Source organism: Xanthomonas sp. MUS 060, assembly GCF_000963215.1.
In the GTDB taxonomy this organism is placed as follows: Bacteria; Pseudomonadota; Gammaproteobacteria; order Xanthomonadales; family Xanthomonadaceae; genus Xanthomonas_A.
Window position 1 is genome coordinate 223,315 of the sequence record NZ_JZIM01000003.1, and the last position, 18,542, is coordinate 241,856.

Annotated in this window: 16 protein-coding genes and 2 pseudogenes; 7 read left to right on the top strand and 11 right to left on the bottom strand. The window is 63.5% G+C overall.

Annotation, left to right across the window (positions count from 1 at the left end; all coding sequences use genetic code 11):
• Positions 1 to 219 precede the first annotated feature (219 nt).
• The 4 genes from rfbB to rfbD all read left to right on the top strand — a co-directional run bounded on the left by rfbB (position 220) and on the right by rfbD (position 3,693).
• On the top strand, positions 220 to 1,275 hold the full coding sequence (gene rfbB, locus XANALMUS060_RS05665) for a dTDP-glucose 4,6-dehydratase (protein WP_045737535.1): 1,056 nt from the start codon (positions 220 to 222) through the stop codon (positions 1,273 to 1,275).
• Positions 1,276 to 1,336: 61 nt separating this feature from the next.
• Complete coding sequence (rfbA, locus tag XANALMUS060_RS05670; protein WP_045737536.1) at positions 1,337 to 2,224, top strand: glucose-1-phosphate thymidylyltransferase RfbA; 888 nt, start codon at positions 1,337 to 1,339, stop codon at positions 2,222 to 2,224.
• 6 nt (positions 2,225 to 2,230) lie between these two features.
• Positions 2,231 to 2,782 (top strand): dTDP-4-dehydrorhamnose 3,5-epimerase, encoded by a 552-nt coding sequence (gene rfbC, locus XANALMUS060_RS05675; protein WP_045737537.1) that lies wholly within the window; start codon positions 2,231 to 2,233, stop codon positions 2,780 to 2,782.
• Positions 2,779 to 3,693, top strand: coding sequence for a dTDP-4-dehydrorhamnose reductase (gene rfbD / locus XANALMUS060_RS05680; RefSeq protein ID WP_045737538.1), 915 nt, complete (start codon positions 2,779 to 2,781; stop codon positions 3,691 to 3,693). The genes rfbC and rfbD overlap by 4 nt, the downstream gene beginning before the upstream one ends.
• A gap of 75 nt (positions 3,694 to 3,768) precedes the next feature.
• On the opposite strand, the gene XANALMUS060_RS05685 is transcribed toward rfbD, so the two are convergent.
• A complete protein-coding gene (locus XANALMUS060_RS05685) occupies positions 3,769 to 5,172 on the bottom strand; it encodes a mannose-1-phosphate guanylyltransferase/mannose-6-phosphate isomerase (protein WP_045737539.1) in 1,404 nt (467 codons plus the stop codon).
• A gap of 55 nt (positions 5,173 to 5,227) precedes the next feature.
• Complete coding sequence (locus XANALMUS060_RS05690) at positions 5,228 to 6,574, bottom strand: phosphomannomutase/phosphoglucomutase (protein ID WP_045737540.1); 1,347 nt, start codon at positions 6,572 to 6,574, stop codon at positions 5,228 to 5,230.
• Between the two features lie 133 nt (positions 6,575 to 6,707).
• On the opposite strand from XANALMUS060_RS05690, the gene XANALMUS060_RS05695 reads away from it, so the two are divergent.
• Both XANALMUS060_RS05695 and XANALMUS060_RS05700 read left to right on the top strand, forming a co-directional pair.
• Positions 6,708 to 7,445: a CoA transferase subunit A gene (locus XANALMUS060_RS05695; RefSeq protein WP_045737541.1), complete on the top strand. Its 738-nt coding sequence runs from the start codon at positions 6,708 to 6,710 to the stop codon at positions 7,443 to 7,445.
• Position 7,446: 1 nt separating this feature from the next.
• Positions 7,447 to 8,079 carry a CoA transferase subunit B gene (locus XANALMUS060_RS05700; protein ID WP_045737542.1) on the top strand — a complete coding sequence of 211 codons (633 nt, stop codon included), beginning with the start codon at positions 7,447 to 7,449 and terminating at the stop codon, positions 8,077 to 8,079.
• A 14-nt stretch (positions 8,080 to 8,093) separates the two neighbouring features.
• Here the strand turns inward: XANALMUS060_RS05700 and XANALMUS060_RS05705 are convergent, their stop codons facing one another.
• Positions 8,094 to 10,166 (bottom strand): glycoside hydrolase family 99-like domain-containing protein, encoded by a 2,073-nt coding sequence (locus XANALMUS060_RS05705; RefSeq protein WP_045737543.1) that lies wholly within the window; start codon positions 10,164 to 10,166, stop codon positions 8,094 to 8,096.
• Positions 10,163 to 11,806 carry an electron transfer flavoprotein-ubiquinone oxidoreductase gene (locus XANALMUS060_RS05710; RefSeq protein WP_045737544.1) on the bottom strand — a complete coding sequence of 548 codons (1,644 nt, stop codon included), beginning with the start codon at positions 11,804 to 11,806 and terminating at the stop codon, positions 10,163 to 10,165. The genes XANALMUS060_RS05705 and XANALMUS060_RS05710 overlap by 4 nt, the downstream gene beginning before the upstream one ends.
• A 115-nt stretch (positions 11,807 to 11,921) precedes the next feature.
• On the opposite strand from XANALMUS060_RS05710, the gene XANALMUS060_RS05715 reads away from it, so the two are divergent.
• Entirely contained in the window at positions 11,922 to 12,503 is a 582-nt protein-coding gene (locus XANALMUS060_RS05715; protein ID WP_045737545.1) for an alpha-ketoglutarate-dependent dioxygenase AlkB, read from the top strand.
• On the opposite strand, the gene XANALMUS060_RS05720 is transcribed toward XANALMUS060_RS05715, so the two are convergent.
• The 7 genes and pseudogenes from XANALMUS060_RS05720 to XANALMUS060_RS05745 form a co-directional block, all read right to left on the bottom strand.
• Complete coding sequence (locus XANALMUS060_RS05720; protein ID WP_045737546.1) at positions 12,490 to 13,137, bottom strand: ABC-type transport auxiliary lipoprotein family protein; 648 nt, start codon at positions 13,135 to 13,137, stop codon at positions 12,490 to 12,492. The two genes, XANALMUS060_RS05715 and XANALMUS060_RS05720, sit on opposite strands and share 14 nt — an antisense overlap.
• Positions 13,134 to 14,060 carry an MlaD family protein gene (locus XANALMUS060_RS05725; RefSeq protein WP_045737547.1) on the bottom strand — a complete coding sequence of 309 codons (927 nt, stop codon included), beginning with the start codon at positions 14,058 to 14,060 and terminating at the stop codon, positions 13,134 to 13,136. The genes XANALMUS060_RS05720 and XANALMUS060_RS05725 overlap by 4 nt, the downstream gene beginning before the upstream one ends.
• 3 nt (positions 14,061 to 14,063) lie before the next feature.
• A pseudogene (locus XANALMUS060_RS22990) lies at positions 14,064 to 14,672 on the bottom strand (ATP-binding cassette domain-containing protein); the annotation flags it as partial.
• Positions 14,667 to 15,284, bottom strand: a pseudogene (locus XANALMUS060_RS22995) (MlaD family protein); the annotation flags it as partial. The pseudogenes XANALMUS060_RS22990 and XANALMUS060_RS22995, both read right to left, overlap by 6 nt.
• 3 nt (positions 15,285 to 15,287) lie before the next feature.
• Positions 15,288 to 16,103 carry an ABC transporter ATP-binding protein gene (locus XANALMUS060_RS05735; protein ID WP_045728443.1) on the bottom strand — a complete coding sequence of 272 codons (816 nt, stop codon included), beginning with the start codon at positions 16,101 to 16,103 and terminating at the stop codon, positions 15,288 to 15,290.
• Positions 16,104 to 16,188: 85 nt separating this feature from the next.
• The gene (locus XANALMUS060_RS05740) at positions 16,189 to 17,301 is read right to left on the bottom strand and encodes an ABC transporter permease (protein ID WP_045728442.1); all 1,113 of its coding nucleotides are present in this window, start codon (positions 17,299 to 17,301) and stop codon (positions 16,189 to 16,191) included.
• A 76-nt stretch (positions 17,302 to 17,377) separates the two neighbouring features.
• Positions 17,378 to 18,490 carry an ABC transporter permease gene (locus XANALMUS060_RS05745; RefSeq protein ID WP_045728442.1) on the bottom strand — a complete coding sequence of 371 codons (1,113 nt, stop codon included), beginning with the start codon at positions 18,488 to 18,490 and terminating at the stop codon, positions 17,378 to 17,380.
• Positions 18,491 to 18,542 lie beyond the last annotated feature (52 nt).

The following is an 18,542-nucleotide window of genomic DNA, read 5'->3' on the forward strand; positions in this document are numbered from 1 at the left end:
GATCCTTCAGTAGTGCGGGAAGCCTCGGCCGCAACGGCAGGCGCGGGGCAGTCGGAAGATTCTAACCGGGCGCGGGCTGCCATGCGATGGCGTATGGAGGGCGCAATCAGCGGGCCGCGATCGCCCCGTGCGGCGACCACGACCGGTTCATATAAAGCGTATATTCTGTGGGGTTTGGGCATTGGGTGCCGATGGCGTCCGATCAGGAGAGACACAACAGTGGCGACTTGGCTCGTGACCGGCGGTGCCGGTTTCATCGGCGGCAATTTCGTGCTCGAGGCGGTGGCGCGCGGCGTGCGCGTGATCAACCTGGACGCGTTGACGTATGCAGGCAATCTGCACACCTTGGCTGTGCTGCAGGAGAATCCGGATCATGTCTTCGCGCACGGGGATATCGGTGACCGCGCGCTGGTGACCCGGCTGCTGACCGAGCATCAGCCTGATGCGGTGGTCAACTTCGCTGCCGAAAGCCATGTGGACCGTTCGATCGATGGCCCGGGAGCGTTCATCCAGACCAATGTCGTCGGCACGCTTGGCCTGCTGGAAGCGGTGCGCGATTACTGGAAAGCCTTGCCGGACACACGCCGCGAAGGTTTCCGCTTCCTGCATGTGTCCACCGACGAGGTGTACGGCACGCTCGGTGAGACCGGCAAGTTCACCGAAACCACACCATATGCGCCGAACTCGCCATATTCCGCGTCCAAGGCCGCTTCCGATCACCTGGTGCGTGCGTTCCACCACACCTATGGGTTGCCGGTGCTGACCACCAACTGCTCCAACAATTACGGCCCGTATCACTTCCCGGAGAAACTCATCCCGCTGGTGATCGCCAAGGCGCTGGCCGGCGAACCGCTGCCGGTCTATGGCGATGGCAAGCAGGTGCGCGATTGGTTGTTCGTCGGCGACCACTGCGAAGCGATTCGCACCGTGCTGGCCAAGGGCAAGGTCGGCGAGACCTACAACGTCGGTGGTAACGCCGAGAAGCAGAATATCGAGGTGGTGCAGGCAATCTGCGCACTGCTGGACGCGCGGCGTCCGCGCGAGGACGGCAAACCCCGCGCCAGTCAGATCACCCACGTCGCCGATCGGCCGGGTCACGACCGACGCTACGCGATCGATGCGTCCAAGTTGAAGGACGAACTGGGCTGGGAGCCGACGTACAGCTTCGAGCAAGGCATTGCGATTACCGTGGACTGGTACTTGCACCATCAGGATTGGGTGCAGGGCGTACTCGACGGCAGTTATCGCCTGGAACGGATCGGGACGGCGGCATAACTCGCGTCCCTCGCAACGTGCGTGCCGCTTGGGCGGTGCTGACATTCAAAGGAAAGACCTCATGACGCAACGCAAGGGCATTATTCTCGCAGGCGGCTCCGGTACGCGGCTTTATCCGATCACCAAAGGCGTGAGCAAGCAGCTGCTGCCTGTTTACGACAAACCGATGATCTATTACCCGCTCAGTGTGCTGATGCTGGCTGGGATTCGCGAGGTGCTGATTATCAATACGCCACACGAGCAGGCGCTATTCCACGCGTTGCTCGGCGATGGTGCGCAGTGGGGAATGAACATCGCCTACGCGGTGCAACCGAGTCCGGATGGATTGGCGCAAGCGTATCTGATCGGGCGCGATTTCGTTGCCGGAAAGCCGAGTTGCCTGGTGTTGGGCGACAATATCTTTCATGGTCATGGTCTTACCGAGACCTTGCGTCGCGCCGATGCGCGGCAACGCGGCGCCACCGTCTTCGGCTACTGGGTCAACGATCCCGGGCGCTATGGTGTCGCCGCGTTCGATGCATCCGGCAAGGTTGTCGATCTGGAGGAGAAGCCGCTCAAGCCGCGCTCCAACTATGCCGTGACCGGGCTGTATTTCTACGATGGTCAAGCCAGCGATCATGCGGCGGAACTGAAGCCGTCGCCGCGTGGCGAACTGGAGATCACCGATCTCAATCGCCGTTACCTGGAGGCCGGCGAACTGCATCTGGAAGCATTGGGGCGTGGCTACGCCTGGCTGGATACAGGCACCCATCAGTCGCTGCACGAAGCGTCCAACTTCATCGAGACCATCCAGGCGCGGCAAGGTTTGCAAGTGTGCTGCCCGGAAGAGATCGCGTTCGGGCAGGGCTGGATCGACGCGGCGCAGCTGGAGAAGCTTGCCGCTCCACTGCTGAAAAACAACTACGGCAAATACCTGCATGAACTGGCTGTCAGAGGAATCGTTCCGTGAAAGTGATTGAAACCAGTCTGTCTGCCCGGTTGCATGGCGATCGAGCCGGCGGTGTTCGGCGACGCGCGTGGCTACTTTTTCGAGACGTGGAATGCCGAACGTTTCGGTCAACATGCACTCCCCACCCACTTCGTACAGAGCAATGTCTCCACTTCCGCCAAGGGGGTGTTGCGCGGTTTGCATTACCAATGGCCGCGGCCACAGGGCAAGCTGGTCAGTGTGCTGGAGGGGGAGGTCTACGATGTCGCCGTGGATATCCGCCATGGTTCGCCGCATTTCGGGCGCTGGGTGGCGGCGGTGCTGAGCGCGGAGAACAAGCGACAGTTCTGGATTCCGGAAGGTTTTGCCCACGGTTTCGCCGTGCTTTCCGAACGCGCGGTGTTCAGCTATCTGTGTACCGACGTGTATGTCAAGGAAGCCGATGCGGGGGTGCGCTGGGACGACCCGGCCATCGCGGTGGACTGGCCGATCAGCGCGCCGGTGTTATCGCAGAAGGATGCCGTTGCGCCGTGTCTGGCCGAAATCCCCGTCGAGCGCCTGCCGGTCTATTGGCCATGACGGCGCTTGTATTCGGCGCCAACGGTCAGGTCGGGCAGGAACTGCTGCGCGTGCTGGCGACGCAGGGGCCCGTGTCGGCGACCACCCGCAGCGGTCGATTGCCCGATGGCCGCGCCTGCGAGCGTGCCGATTTCGATCGACCACACGATCTTGGCGGATTACTGGATCGTCTGCAGCCATCGGTCGTCGTCAACGCGGCGGCCTATACGGCGGTGGATCGCGCCGAGCAGGATACCGACGCGGCACATCGTGCCAATGCCCAATCGCCTGGGATCATCGCGCACTGGTGCGCGGCGCATGGCGTGCCGCTGGTGCATTACTCCACCGATTACGTGTTCGACGGCCAGGGCACGCGGCCCTATCGCGAAGATGCGCCGACCGCGCCGTTGGGCGTGTACGGCGCGACCAAGCTGGCGGGCGAGGAGGCGATCCGCGCCTCTGGCGCGCATCACCTGATTTTCCGCACCGCCTGGGTGTATGCCGCGCATGGACACAACTTCCTGCGCACCATGCTGCGAGTAGGTGTCGAGCGCGATGAATTGCGCGTGGTCGCCGACCAAGTCGGCACGCCGACGCCAGCGGCGTTGATCGCGCAGGTCACCGCGCACGCACTGGCACAGCGTGCGACGCTGCCATCCGGCACTTGGCATCTGACCGCGGCTGGCGAGACCACCTGGTATGGTTTCGCCGAGGCGATCTTTGCCGATGCGGTGGCGGCAGGTTTGCTGCCGCGTGCGCCGCACGTGCTGCCCATCGCCACCACGGAGTACCCGACGCCTGCCAAACGTCCGGCCTATTCGCGTCTTGATGTGTCCAAGCTGCAGTGCGATTTTTCGCTGGAACTGCCGCAGTGGCGCGACGGTCTGCGCCAGGTGATCGGCGAACTCGCAGCACAGGCGTCCGCCGCCTAGCACGCCGCATGCGCGAGTGGAAAAACCAAAGAGCCGGGCGATGCCCGGCTCTTTGCGTTCAAGGGGGCATCCGGCTCAGGTGCGCCCGTAGGTATCCTCGAAACGCACGATGTCGTCTTCGCCCAGATAGCTGCCCGACTGCACTTCGATCAATTCCAGTGGCAACTTGCCCGGATTCTTCAGCCGATGGGTCACGCCCAACGGGATGTAGGTGCTCTGGTTTTCGGTGAGCAACAGCACCTCCTCGCCACGCGTCACCTCGGCCGTGCCGCTGACCACGATCCAATGTTCGGCGCGGTGGTGATGCATCTGCAGGCTCAGCGTCGCACCTGGCTTGACCGTGATGCGCTTGACCTGAAAGCGCTGGCCGTTGTCGATGGAATCGTAGGCGCCCCATGGCCGATAGACCTTGCGGTGCCAGGTCGCTTCGGTGCGCCCACTGGCCTTGATCCTGCCCACGATGTCCTTGACCTCCTGGATGCGTTCGCGATGCCCGACCAGCACCGCGTCGTCGGTCTCCACCACGACCACGTCCTGCAGCCCGACCATGGCGATCAATCGCCTGCCGTAGGCATAGGTGTTGCGGCAGTCGATTTCGATCACGTCGCCGTGGTGTGCGTTGCCGTTGCCGTCGCGCGGCGACACCTCCAGCAACGCGGACCAAGAACCCACGTCGCTCCACTTGGCGTCGAGCGGCACTACGACCGCGTCCGCGGTCTTTTCCATCACCGCGTAGTCGATGGAGTCGGATGGGCTGGCGGTGAACGCATCTTTTTCCAGACGAATGAAGTCGGTGTCGCGCTTGGCTGTTTGCCATGCCTTGTCGCACGCATCGGTGATGGCTGGTTGGAAACGCCGGAGTTCTTCCAGATAACGCGAGGCGCGGAACAGGAACATGCCGCTGTTCCAGTAGTATTGGCCCGAAGCCAGATAACCCTGTGCCGTAGCCAGATCGGGCTTCTCGACGAAACGTTCCACCGCACGGGCGCCATCGCCGGCAGCGGCCTTGATGTAGCCGTAGCCGGTTTCCGGTGCAGTCGGCTGGATTCCGAACGTGACTAACTTGCCGGCTGTCGCTGCGGTGGCAGCGCTTCTTACGGCTGTCTGGAACGCGGCTTCGTCCAGGATCACATGGTCCGACGGCAGTACCAGCAGCAGCGGATCGCTGCCATTACGTATCGCTTCCAGTGCGGCCACCGCAATGGCGGGCGCGGTGTTGCGACCCTTGGGTTCGAGCAGGATCGCTCCCGGCTTGACCCCGAGTTGCTGCAACTGCTCGGCGACGATGAAACGATGTTCTTCGTTGGCGACCACGATGGGCGAGTGATCGGCAATCGGGGCGGCGCGCAGCCAGGTCGATTGCAGCATGCTGCTGTCCCCGACCAAGGGCAGGAACTGCTTGGGATAGGTCTCGCGCGACAGTGGCCACAGGCGGGTGCCGGAACCACCGGACAGGATGATGGGGAGAATATCGCTCATGAACAGAGAAATTCCATGTGGACGTTGAAGGATTTGTGCGAAGAAGAATTCACGATCAGGCGTTCAATAGAGCGGAAATTTCCCGCGTGCGTTGTTCCAGCAGCACTGCATCGCCGCGTGTTTCCACGTTCAGCCGCAGCAGTGGTTCGGTATTGGAGCTGCGCAGGTTGAAACGCCATTGCGCGAATTCGGCGCTGACGCCGTCGGTGTAATCCAGCGCGGGCGACTGCGCCGCGTAGTGCTGCATCACCCGCGCCACGGACGCTTTGGCATCGGCGACTTTGAAGTTGATCTCACCGCTGCACGGGAACTTCTGCATCCGCGCTTCGACCAAGTCGGCCAGTGAACGTCCCGATTGCGACACCAGTTCGGCGATGAGCAGCCATGGGATCATGCCCGAGTCGGCGTAGGCGAACTCGCGGAAATAATGATGCGCACTCATCTCGCCGCCGTACACGGCATTTTCGCTGCGCATCTTCTCTTTGATGAAGGCGTGCCCGCTCTTGCACAGTACCGGGATACCGCCGGCGTTCTCGACCATTTCGATCGTGTTCCAGGTCAGGCGTGGGTCGTGCACGATCTTGCCGCCGGGCTGCTTGGCCAGGATCGCCTGCGCCAGCAGGCCCACCAAATAGTAGCCTTCGATGAAGCGGCCATTTGCGTCGAAGAAGAAACAGCGGTCGAAATCACCATCCCAGGCGATGCCGAAATCCGCACCGTGCTGTTTGACCGCGTTGGCGGTGGCGGCGCGGTTTTCCGACAGCAGCGGGTTGGGAATGCCGTTGGGAAAATTGCCGTCCGGTTCGTGAAACACGCGGACGAATTCGAATGGGAGATGCGGCGCCAGCAGATCGACAATGGCACCGGCGCCGCCGTTGCCGGCGTTGACCACCAGCTTCAAGGGTTTGAGCGAGGTGCGGTCGACGTAGCTGAGCAGGTGCGCGATGTAGGCGGACTTGTCCGGGTTGTGGTGCTCGGCGGCAGTCGGCGTGCCAGCAGGTGCGGTGTCGGCGGCCACGGTATCGCGGATGGCGAACAGACCGGTGTCGGAACTGATCGGACGCGCGTGCTCGCGCACCAGCTTCATGCCGTTGTAGTCCATTGGGTTGTGGCTGGCGGTGACCATCACGCCGCCAGCGGCCTGCAGGTGCTCGGTCTGGAAATAGACTTCCTCGGTGCCGCACAGGCCGATATCGATCACCTCGCGGCCGCTGGCGCGCAGGCCTGCGGACAGTGCCGCCTGCAGCGACGGGCTCGCCAGGCGCACATCGTGCCCTACCACCACCGGCCCGCTCTGCAACTGTCCTGCCAATGCCACGCCGATGCGGCGCGCCAGGTCCTCGTTCAGTTCGTCGGGTACGCGACCACGGATGTCGTAGGCCTTGAATGCGGGAAGCGACATGTGAGGAAGATCCTGAGTAATATTAGAGAGGAGATTGTAACGTTCCGGCGCTTAATCGCTCGTTGCGGCGCTCACTCCAACGTGCAGCACGCGCTTTAAACTACCCACTGACATTCCAATGCGGAGCTGACGAATGGGCGATACCTCTCTGCGGGCGACCGGGCCGCGCGGCAAGCGTTTCCCCGATGCGGCCACGGCGCTGGCCGATGTGGTGGCCGATGGTCAGACCCTGGCGGTCGGCGGCTTCGGTCTGTGCGGTATCCCCGAGGCATTGATTGCCGCATTGCGCGATAGCGGCGTGTGTGGACTCACGGTGATCTCCAATAATGCCGGCGTCGACGGTTTCGGGCTGGGCCAACTGCTGGCGACTCGGCAGATCCGCAAGATGATCTCGTCTTATGTGGGCGAGAACAAGGAATTCGAACGCCAATACCTGGCCGGCGAGTTGGAGTTGGAATTCAATCCCCAAGGAACCCTGGCCGAGCGCCTGCGCGCTGGCGGTGCTGGCATTCCCGCGTTCTTCACCGCCACCGGCTATGGCACCTTGGTTGCCGAAGGCAAGGAGACGCGCGAATTCGATGGCAAGCATTATGTGCTGGAAACCGCGCTGCGCGCCGACGTGGCCCTGGTCAAGGCATGGAAGGCCGATGCTGCCGGCAACCTGGTGTTCCGCAAGACCGCGCGCAACTTCAATCCTGCCTGCGCGATGGCCGGCAAGGTCTGCATCGCCGAGGTCGAGCAGGTGGTGGAGATCGGCAGCATCGATCCCGATCAGGTGCATCTGCCGGGCATCTATGTGGACCGCATCGTGCACAACGGGCATCCGGAAAAACGCATCGAACAGCGCACCCTGCGCCAGAAGGAGGCTTGACATGGCCTGGACCCGCGACGACATGGCGCAGCGCGCCGCCCGCGAACTCACCGACGGTGCCTACGTAAACCTTGGGATCGGTCTGCCGACGCTGGTCGCCAACCACATCCCCGAGGGCATGGAGGTGTGGTTGCAATCGGAGAACGGTCTACTCGGCATCGGCCCGTTCCCGAGCGAGGACGAAGTGGATGCGGACCTGATCAACGCGGGCAAGCAAACCGTCACCGCACGGCCTGGCGCCAGCTATTTCGGCAGCCACGATTCCTTCGCGATGATTCGTGGTGGCCATATCGATCTGGCGATCCTCGGCGCGATGCAGGTCAGCGCACGCGGCGATCTTGCCAACTGGATGGTGCCGGGCAAGATGGTCAAAGGGATGGGCGGGGCGATGGACTTGGTAGCGGGGGTCAAGCGCGTGGTGGTGTTGATGGAACACGTGGCCAAGGATGGCAGCCACAAGATCCTGCCGACTTGCGACCTGCCACTGACTGGCGTCGGCGTGGTCGACCGCATCATCACCGACCTGGCGGTGTTCGATGTGACGATAGACGGATTGGTGCTGGTGGAGATCGCCGAGGGTGTGGACGAGGCGGAGTTGATTGCCAACACCGGGGTGCCGTTCCGGCGAAGTTAGGCGGCACCTTCAGCTCAGTTCCCGCGTTGCGCGTAGGCATAGTGCGTGCGGTGCGGACTCGGCTCGCCGATCAATTCTGCGGCGGTCGCCACGCGATAGCCATAGTGTTGTGCCAGCAGTGCGGTGAGGCGTTCCGTCGCATGCGCCAGGGTGCCGTCGATTTGCCCTTGCTCCAGTTCGAACTCTGATGGGGACAGGTGACTATCCAACAGTGGCCGCAGCGCGTGCAGGCGCACCCAGAACATGCTGCCTGAAATGAAGTGCGCCTCGTCCAGGCACACATCGGTGTTGCCGGTCCGACGTAATAAATAATCTACCGCCATGCGATTGCCGCCCCAGAAGTCGGCAAGCGGCAGTAGGTGGCCTTCGGGAGCGACCAAGCCGAGCATCGGATCCCGCGCGAAGGCTTCAAGGATACGTACAGCGCGGTCTGCGCCTGTCAGGCGCTGTAGCAGTTCGTTGCGCCAGGCATCGCCGTTGTGCAGATGCGTGCTGCGTTTGGTATGGAGTTTCAGCACGACGTCCACACCATCTTGCAACAGCCGTTCGGCCGCGTGCAGGAACGGCAGGATGTCGCGTCCACGGTTCTCTAGCACCATCACTTCGTAGGGGAAGGCGCAATCGCGTAACTGTGCCTGCACGGCACTGGCCTGATCGGGCGAGGTAGTCACCAGCAAGCGCCACGGTAGTGCGCTCGCTGCGAGCGGGTTCAGCAGTTCGGGCAGCACGTCGGGATACCAGGCATGCACGATGGCGTGCGGCTGTGCCGTTGCTTCGCGTACCCGCGCCGGCGACAGTGCGCGGCGGGTGGCATCGAGGTAGGCGTGGCCCAGGCGCGTGTCCGGCTCCAGTACGGCACCTTCGGCCCACTCGTTCCAGGCATTGACGAACACCAGGCGCTGTTCGGCGCGGCGTCCTTGCAGTCGGGTATGGATGGTGGCGCGCAGCCAGTCTTCGTAGCCGCGCGGCGAAGCGTGCAGATACACCCGGCCTTTGCCCGGGCGGCGGGCTTCATTATCCCAACCCGGGTTGACCCCTGGATACATCGGATAGTCGGGCATTGGGCGCGCACTGATCTCTGCGGCCAGTTCGCGCCAATCCAGCACGTTGCCGGCGTAGTCGGGATTGAGCAACTGCTGGGCGGCGGCCAGCGAGCGGGGATTGCTCATATTCGGTGGAAACTCGACTGCGGCGTCGAACCCGATGGTGCGCGGATCTGGCCGTTCGAAGCCTTGTACGTAGGCGAGATGGAGTTCGCCAATGCCGTTCTCGCGGCACCAGTCGCGCCAACGTGTCGTTGTCGCCTTCGGTTCCGGCAGCATGTGCGGGCGGTAGACCAGCAGCATGGGGCGTCCATCCACGCGCAGGCAGCGCGGGTCGCGCAGGTACTCGGCGACATGGGCGATGAAGTTCAGATCGTCTTGTGGGCTGTGTGCTTGCGCCATCAACACGTCTTCGCCGCGACCATCCCAGCGCCGCGACCATTGTTCGTTGGCCCAGCACAGGCAGAACGGCAGATCTAGCGTTGGGTCGCGCAACCAGTGTCGCAGTGGTGTCTCCAGCAGGGTCTTGCCGCCGAACCAGTAGAAATAGAAACAGAACGCGCCGATCCCGTACTGTTTTGCCAGTTGTACCTGTTGCCGCATGCTGTGCGGATTGCGCAGGTCGTAGAAGCCCAGGTCCGCGGGCAGGCGTGGCTGGGCATGCCCTTCGAATTGCGGCAGTGCGCGGGTGACATTACGCCACTCGGTGAAGCCAGCGCCCCACCAGGCGTCGTTCTCCGGAATCGGATGGAATTGCGGCAAGTAGAACGCCACCACGGTGGCTGGTAGCGGCGCGGGCAACGGTGCATCGCGGTGCGGCACATGGCCGATCGCGCGCTCGTCGGCGCGTGCCCGCGGCCTGCGTTCGCTGTGCTCCGACGTCAGCCGGCCGCGTGGCGGTGGTGGCACCATGTCCGCATAGCGGGCCAGGAAGCGCGTGCGTAAATGGTCACGCTGGCCCTGCGTCAGCGGCAAGGCGCGAAAGCCGGCGCGTAGCGAAAAATACAGTGCGCTCTTCAGGCGTACGAGCAAGGTGGCGCTCACAAATTCTGGTAATTCGGGCCGGATCCGCCTTCCGGCGTGACCCAGTCGATGATCGCGTAGGGGTCTTTGATGTCGCAGGTCTTGCAGTGCACGCAGTTGGCGGCATTGATCTGCAAACGCTTGCCGGCTGCGTCGTCGACGATTTCGTATACCGAGGCTGGGCAGAATCGGGTGCAAGGATTGCCATATTCTTCGGTACAACGGGTGACGCAAATCTGCGGGTCACGCACGCGCAGGTGCACGGGCTGGTCCTCCTCGTGCTCGGTGGCGGCGAAGTAAACGCCCTGCAGGCGATCGCGTGGCGCCAGTTCGCGCTGCACGTAATCGCGTTTGGGCTGTGTGTGTTCACCCAACCTGTCCAGAGTTTTCCAGTCGGCAACAACTTTGAGCGTCCATGGCGAGGCGCCCTTGACCAGCGTTTCCCAGGCCGCGTTGAACAAGCCGAACCACAGGCCCTTCTTGAAACCCGGCTTGATGTTGCGCACCTGGCGCAGTTCGGCCATCGCCGCCGAGTTGCGCAACTTGGCGTCGAAGCCGGTGGGATTCAACGCCGCGTCGGTCGCCAGGTGTTCGGCGGCCAGCATGCCGCTGCGGATCGCCTGGTGGGTGCCCTTGATCTTGGGCACGTTGAGGAGCCCGGCGGTGTCGCCGATCAGCAGCGCGCCGGGCATCTCCACCTTCGGCAGTGACTGCCAGCCGCCGCTGGCGATGGCGCGCGCGCCTGCCGACACAATCGTGCCGCCTTCCAGCAATGGCTTCATCATGGGGTGGTTCTTCCACTGTTGGAAGGCCTCCCACGGCTGGTAGTCGGGATCGCGGTAATCCAAGCCGCTGACGTAACCCAGCGCCACCTGGTCGTGTTCCAGGTGATACAGGAAGCTGCCGCCGTAGGTCGTATTGTCGGCCGGCCAGCCCAGCGTGTGCACGATCTTGCCTGGGGTGACGCGGCCTGCCGGTAGTTGCCAAAGTTCCTTGATGCCGATCGAGAACGCTTGTGGGTCGTGACCGGCGTCGAGCGCGAAACGCTGAATCAGGCGCTTGGTCAGATGCCCGCGCACGCCTTCGGCCAGCACCGTGACCTTGGCGCGGATGTCGATGCCGGGGGTATAGCCGGGTTTGTGCGTGCCGTCCCTGGCCACGCCCATGTCGCCGATACGCACGCCGATGACGCTGCCGTCATCGGCGTGCAAGGTATCGGCGGCGGCGAAACCGGGATAAATCTCCACGCCCAGTGCTTCGGCCTGCGGCGCCAGCCAAGCGCATAGCGCGCCGAGGCTGACGATGAAGTTGCCGTGGTTGCGCATGCCCGGCGGCACGATCGGGAACTTGTGCGCGCGGTCTTTGCTCAGGTACCAGAATTCGTCTTCGCCGGCTGGCACGCAGATCGGCGGTGGAGCATTGCGCCAGCCCGGTAACAGCGCGTCCAGCGGCGCCGGTTCGATCACCGCGCCGGACAGGATCTGCGCGCCCACGGTGCTGGCCTTCTCGATCACGCAAACCGAAATCTCGGGATTGAGTTGTTTGAGCCGGATGGCGAATGCCAGCCCGGCCGGGCCCGCGCCGACGGTGACCACGTCGTATTCCATGACGTCGCGTTCCACCGGCTCCGACGCACTGGTGCCGCCCTGCGTTCCCGTCATCGTGTTTTGCTCCCGCTCGCGTGTTCTGGCCGCTGGCATTTTCAGTCTTTGCGCGTGAAGGGGCAAATGGCGAACATCTGCCGATGCCTGGGGCGCGACGTGCTAGCGTGGTGCGATGGAACTGCACTTGCCAGGCGCCGAGATCCGTTGGTTGCCCGATTGGTTGGCCCCCGAGGAAGCCGCGCTGCTATTTGCGCAGTTACTGGGGGAGGTGAGGTGGGAGGTGCATCGCATCCACCTGTTCGGGCGGCTGGTCGATTCGCCTCGGTTGAGTTGCTGGATCGGCGATCCGGAAGCGAGCTACCGCTATTCGGGGACCCGCTTCGCGCCGCATCCATGGCCCGCGGTACTGTTGCCATTACGCGAACGCCTGACGGCTGAAACCGGGGTGGCCTTCAACAGCGTGCTCGCCAACCGCTATCGCAATGGCCGCGACGCGATGGGCTGGCATAGCGACGACGAAAAGGAACTTGGCCCGAATCCGTTGATCGCCTCGTTGAGCCTGGGCGCGTCGCGTCGTTTTGTGTTGCGCCATCGCAGCGAGCCGACGTTACGTCGGGCGCTGGAGTTGAGTTCGGGTGGATTGCTGCTCATGGCTGGGGACACGCAGCGTCTGTACCGGCATGCCTTGCCACGTACCGCCAGGCCGGTCGGCGAGCGGATCAACCTGACGTTCCGTACGATCATCGCCGTGTAGGTGGTGGCACAGCACGCGCTGCATCGGCCCGACCCTGTTGCAGGGTCCAGCCGACCACCGCGCGGCTCAACTGCGACAGCGCCTGACCGAAGGCGTCGACCACCTGTGCCTCGGCGGTGCCGCCAGCGGTTTGCGTCACCAGGAACGTGTGCGACGAGACCACGCGCTGGTCGACGTTGTGCAGCAGTTTGACGTTGAGTTCGATCGTGGCCGCGGGGACAGCGTGTCCGGCGTAATCGGATTCGAAGCGGCGCAGGTCCAGCAACAGTTTGTAGTCGGCGCCGATCCCGCTGCCGAGCCGGGCCACGCCGGGGATGCGACCGGAATCCTCGAACGCACGCAGCAAAGTGTCTTCGAGCATGTCGGTGGCGGGCTGCGCCCAACTCACCCCGCTGTAGACCTGCAATTCGTCGGGCGTGGGGCGCACCGCGATACGCGAGCTGTCGAGCATCCGCGCCGCGCTGGGTTTTGTCAGCGCCAGTTGCCAGGTCACCTGCGGCCATGCCGGATCCGCCGCCACCCGCACATCGGGTGCATAGATCGTGGCCGATTCCTTGTGGCCGCCGGCCAGTGAACAACCGGCGAGCAGCAGGGTCTGAGTGGTGAGCAACAAGACGGTGCGCATCGGCTTCATTTGGGCTTGAACTCCTTGGGGTTGTCGCGACCAAGCAGATAGCGCGCGGGATTTTTCTCCAAACGGTCGCTGACTTGGCGCAGGTCGCGGATCAGGCTGCGCAACTCGGTCAGCGTCGGGCCGAGTTGGCCCAGGCCGTCGTTGGCGAAGCTGTTGATGGCCGAGCGGTTCTCGCCGAGGATGTTGTTGGCATTGCCTGCGGCCGAATCCAGCTTGCTCAGCGTGTCTTCCAGTTTGCGCAGCAGGGGTGGCAATTGCTTGACCAGATTCTGGTCCAGGTGCTGGATGGTGCCGTTGGTGGTCTTGAGTGTTTCATCGAGGTGGCGTGTGGCATCGCGTGCGCTGAGCATCAGCGACTGCACGCCATTGTCGCGGTCGGCCAGTGCGCCACTGATTTTCTCCAGGTTGTGCAGCGTGGCGGTGATGCTGGCCACGTTGCTGTCGCTGAGCACCTGGTCGAGGCGTTCGACGATGTGGTTGGCGGTATCGGTAATGTTCTGCAGCGCCGACGGCGTGGTTTGGATGATCGGCGCATCGTTGTTGTCGATCGCGGTCAGCTTCGGCGCCTCGGGAGTGCCCCCGGAGAGTTGGATGATCGTTGGACCGGTCAGGCTGGTGATGCCCAGTTTGGCGCGGGTGTCGCTCTTGACCGGCGTGGTCGAGTTCACTCGGATGCGTGCCACGACCTGGCGTGGGTCGTTCGGTGCCAGGGTCAATTCGGTGATCGAGCCGACCGCGATGCCGTTGTATTGCACCGGGCTGCCCACCGACAAGCCGGTCACCGCTTCGCGAAACACCACGCGGTATTCCTGCCATGTGCGGTCGGACGAGTATTTGGCGGCCCATAGCCCGAACAGCAGCAGCGCGATTCCCACCACGATGGTGAAGGCGCCGATCAGGACGTAATTGGCTTTGGTTTCCATGACTCAGGTGTTCTCGATCCAGTGGGTTTTGGCATCGCGCGCGGCGCGGGCACGGGGGCCGTGGAAATAGTCCTGTATCCACGGGTGGTCCACCTGCTCGATCTCGGCCAGGGGCGCGTTGGCGATGACCTTGCCATCGGCCAGCACCGCGACGCGGTCGCAGATCGCGTACAAGGTGTCCAGATCGTGGGTGATCAGGAAGACGGTCAGGCCGAGCGCTTCTTGCAAGGTGCGGATCAGGCGGTCGAACGCCGCCGCGCCGATCGGGTCCAGCCCGGCGGTGGGTTCGTCGAGGAATAACAGCGGCGGGTCGAGTGCCAGCGCGCGTGCCAGTCCGGCGCGTTTGCGCATGCCGCCGGACAATTGCGAGGGGAGTTTGTTCAGCGCATCGGCGGGCAGGCCAGCCAATTTCACCTTCAGTAGCGCCAGTTCGTAGTGCCAGCTGTCGGGCAGTTCGGCAAAATGTTCCTTGAGCGGCACTTGTACGTTCTCGCCCACGCTCAGCGAGGAAAACAGGGCGCCATCCTGGAACAGCACGCCGGTGTTGCGCTCCACGTGCAGTCGGTCTTCGCGGCGACCGGAGTCGGTGTCCACGCCCAGGACGCTGAGTGTTTCATCGAGGTGGCGTGTGGCATCGCGTGCGCTGAGCATCAGCGACTGCACGCCATTGTCGCGGTCGGCCAGTGCGCCACTGATTTTCTCCAGGTTGTGCAGCGTGGCGGTGATGCTGGCCACGTTGCTGTCGCTGAGCACCTGGTCGAGGCGTTCGACGATGTGGTTGGCGGTATCGGTAATGTTCTGCAGCGCCGACGGCGTGGTTTGGATGATCGGCGCATCGTTGTTGTCGATCGCGGTCAGCTTCGGCGCCTCGGGAGTGCCCCCGGAGAGTTGGATGATCGTTGGACCGGTCAGGCTGGTGATGCCCAGTTTGGCGCGGGTGTCGCTCTTGACCGGCGTGGTCGAGTTCACTCGGATGCGTGCCACGACCTGGCGTGGGTCGTTCGGTGCCAGGGTCAATTCGGTGATCGAGCCGACCGCGATGCCGTTGTATTGCACCGGGCTGCCCACCGACAAGCCGGTCACCGCTTCGCGAAACACCACGCGGTATTCCTGCCATGTGCGGTCGGACGAGTATTTGGCGGCCCATAGCCCGAACAGCAGCAGCGCGATTCCCACCACGATGGTGAAGGCGCCGATCAGGACGTAATTGGCTTTGGTTTCCATGACTCAGGTGTTCTCGATCCAGTGGGTTTTGGCATCGCGCGCGGCGCGGGCACGGGGGCCGTGGAAATAGTCCTGTATCCACGGGTGGTCCACCTGCTCGATCTCGGCCAGGGGCGCGTTGGCGATGACCTTGCCATCGGCCAGCACCGCGACGCGGTCGCAGATCGCGTACAAGGTGTCCAGATCGTGGGTGATCAGGAAGACGGTCAGGCCGAGCGCTTCTTGCAAGGTGCGGATCAGGCGGTCGAACGCCGCCGCGCCGATCGGGTCCAGCCCGGCGGTGGGTTCGTCGAGGAATAACAGCGGCGGGTCGAGTGCCAGCGCGCGTGCCAGTCCGGCGCGTTTGCGCATGCCGCCGGACAATTGCGAGGGGAGTTTGTTCAGCGCATCGGCGGGCAGGCCAGCCAATTTCACCTTCAGTAGCGCCAGTTCGTAGTGCCAGCTGTCGGGCAGTTCGGCAAAATGTTCCTTGAGCGGCACTTGTACGTTCTCGCCCACGCTCAGCGAGGAAAACAGGGCGCCATCCTGGAACAGCACGCCGGTGTTGCGCTCCACGTGCAGTCGGTCTTCGCGGCGACCGGAGTCGGTGTCCACGCCCAGGACGCGGATCGTGCCGGCGTCGGCTTGGCGCAGACCGAGGATGGTGCGCATCAATACCGATTTGCCGGTGCCCGAACCGCCGACGACGCCGAGGATCTCGCCGCGACGTACGTCCAGATCCAGTGCCTCGTGCACGGTCTGGTTGCCGAACCGGTTGACCAGGCCACGCACCGAGATTGCGAATGTCTCGGCTGCCTCGGGAGAGCGGGAGTTGCTCAAGCTCCGCACTCCTGGCGGTCGGGCGCCGAACCGGACGTGTGCGGCATACGGTTGCGGTTTTCGCTATCCAATGCGGTCTTCATCATTACCATCCCATTTTCATGAACCACAGCGCGGCGAACGCGTCGAGGATGATCACCAGTGAGATGGTCTGTACCACGCTTGAGGTGGTGCGTTCGCCGACCGATTGCGCGGTGCCTTCCACCCGCAGCCCTTCCAGGCAGCCGATCAGGCCGATCACGACCGCGAAGATCGGCGCTTTGGCCAGGCCGACCAGCATGTGCTGCACATGGATGGTGTCGTGCATGCGCGCCAGGTACATCTGCGGCGGAATGCCAAGGTCGAACGCGCCCACGGTGACGCCGCCGGCCAGGCCGGCAATCATCGCCACGAAGGTCAGCAGGGGCAGCATCACGAGCAGTGCCAGCAGCCGTGGAATCACCAGCAGATCCATCGGGTCCAGTCCCAGGGTCTGGATCGCGTCGATCTCCTCGCGCGCTTTCATCGCGCCGATCTGTGCGGTGAACGCGCTGGCGGTGCGTCCGGCCAGCACGATGGCGGTCAGCAGCACCGCGAATTCGCGCAGGAATGCGATGCTGACCAGTTCCACCACGTAGATCTCGGCGCCGAAGTCGCGCAGAACGGTGGAGCCCAGGAACGCAATCACCGCGCCGACCAGATAGGACAACAAGGCCACCAATGGCACCGCGTCCAGGCCGACCTGTTCCATGTGATGGAAGGTGGAGGTGAGCCGGAAACGTCTCGGTGCGTGCATCAGACGCAACAACTTGACCAGGACTTCGCCGAGGAAGCCGACCAGTGCGACGATTTCCTTGCCGTTGCGATGCACGGTATAGCCAAGGCGTTCCAGTGCGGCGACAAAGCCATAATCGCGCTTGCGCTTGGGGCGGTCGTCGGCGACGTCCTCGATGGTCGAAACCAGCGCGCGGTGATCCTGGCGGAAATCCAGCCGCTCTTGGGCGATGCCATTGCGTGTTGCGTAACGGATCAGTTGCAAGACGCCAGCCGAATCCAATTGAGCGATGCCGCTGGCGTCGATGCCGGTCGTCCCCGCTGGCATGCTGCGTAGTACCTCGGAAGCGACCAAAGCGGTGGAAAGAGTCCAACTGCCGGTCAGCCGCACCCGCGAGGGGTCTCGGTCGTCTTGGCGCAATTGTGGCGGTTGCGGTTCGATCATGGGCAGGTCAGTTGCGCGAGCATACCTGTTTCGCCTCTCACGCAATGTGGTTCGCTATCCAATGCGGTCTTCATCATTACCATCCCATTTTCATGAACCACAGCGCGGCGAACGCGTCGAGGATGATCACCAGTGAGATGGTCTGTACCACGCTTGAGGTGGTGCGTTCGCCGACCGATTGCGCGGTGCCTTCCACCCGCAGCCCTTCCAGGCAGCCGATCAGGCCGATCACGACCGCGAAGATCGGCGCTTTGGCCAGGCCGACCAGCATGTGCTGCACATGGATGGTGTCGTGCATGCGCGCCAGGTACATCTGCGGCGGAATGCCAAGGTCGAACGCGCCCACGGTGACGCCGCCGGCCAGGCCGGCAATCATCGCCACGAAGGTCAGCAGGGGCAGCATCACGAGCAGTGCCAGCAGCCGTGGAATCACCAGCAGATCCATCGGGTCCAGTCCCAGGGTCTGGATCGCGTCGATCTCCTCGCGCGCTTTCATCGCGCCGATCTGTGCGGTGAACGCGCTGGCGGTGCGTCCGGCCAGCACGATGGCGGTCAGCAGCACCGCGAATTCGCGCAGGAATGCGATGCTGACCAGTTCCACCACGTAGATCTCGGCGCCGAAGTCGCGCAGAACGGTGGAGCCCAGGAACGCAATCACCGCGCCGACCAGATAGGACAACAAGGCCACCAATGGCACCGCGTCCAGGCCGACCTGTTCCATGTGATGGAAGGTGGAGGTGAGCCGGAAACGTCTCGGTGCGTGCATCAGACGCAACAACTTGACCAGGACTTCGCCGAGGAAGCCGACCAGTGCGACGATTTCCTTGCCGTTGCGATGCACGGTATAGCCAAGGCGTTCCAGTGCGGCGACAAAGCCATAATCGCGCTTGCGCTTGGGGCGGTCGTCGGCGACGTCCTCGATGGTCGAAACCAGCGCGCGGTGATCCTGGCGGAAATCCAGCCGCTCTTGGGCGATGCCATTGCGTGTTGCGTAACGGATCAGTTGCAAGACGCCAGCCGAATCCAATTGAGCGATGCCGCTGGCGTCGATGCCGGTCGTCCCCGCTGGCATGCTGCGTAGTACCTCGGAAGCGACCAAAGCGGTGGAAAGAGTCCAACTGCCGGTCAGCCGCACCCGCGAGGGGTCTCGGTCGTCTTGGCGCAATTGTGGCGGTTGCGGTTCGATCATGGGCAGGTCAGTTGCGCGAGCATACCTGTTTCGCCTCTCACGCAATGTGGTT

Bases quoted from the DNA above. Each gene is read 5' to 3' on its own strand.
- XANALMUS060_RS05715 (WP_045737545.1), top strand. From the start codon at position 11,922: ATGGAACTGCACTTGCCAGGCGCCGAGATCCGTTGGTTGCCCGATTGG.
- XANALMUS060_RS05700 (WP_045737542.1), top strand. From the start codon at position 7,447: ATGGCCTGGACCCGCGACGACATGGCGCAGCGCGCCGCCCGCGAACTC.
- XANALMUS060_RS05740 (WP_045728442.1), bottom strand. From the start codon at position 17,301: ATGATCGAACCGCAACCGCCACAATTGCGCCAAGACGACCGAGACCCC.
- rfbA (WP_045737536.1), top strand. From the start codon at position 1,337: ATGACGCAACGCAAGGGCATTATTCTCGCAGGCGGCTCCGGTACGCGG.
- XANALMUS060_RS05685 (WP_045737539.1), bottom strand. From the start codon at position 5,172: ATGAGCGATATTCTCCCCATCATCCTGTCCGGTGGTTCCGGCACCCGC.
- XANALMUS060_RS05720 (WP_045737546.1), bottom strand. From the start codon at position 13,137: ATGAAGCCGATGCGCACCGTCTTGTTGCTCACCACTCAGACCCTGCTG.
- XANALMUS060_RS05690 (WP_045737540.1), bottom strand. From the start codon at position 6,574: ATGTCGCTTCCCGCATTCAAGGCCTACGACATCCGTGGTCGCGTACCC.
- XANALMUS060_RS05695 (WP_045737541.1), top strand. From the start codon at position 6,708: ATGGGCGATACCTCTCTGCGGGCGACCGGGCCGCGCGGCAAGCGTTTC.
- XANALMUS060_RS05745 (WP_045728442.1), bottom strand. From the start codon at position 18,490: ATGATCGAACCGCAACCGCCACAATTGCGCCAAGACGACCGAGACCCC.
- rfbD (WP_045737538.1), top strand. From the start codon at position 2,779: ATGACGGCGCTTGTATTCGGCGCCAACGGTCAGGTCGGGCAGGAACTG.
- XANALMUS060_RS05725 (WP_045737547.1), bottom strand. From the start codon at position 14,060: ATGGAAACCAAAGCCAATTACGTCCTGATCGGCGCCTTCACCATCGTG.
- XANALMUS060_RS05710 (WP_045737544.1), bottom strand. From the start codon at position 11,806: ATGACGGGAACGCAGGGCGGCACCAGTGCGTCGGAGCCGGTGGAACGC.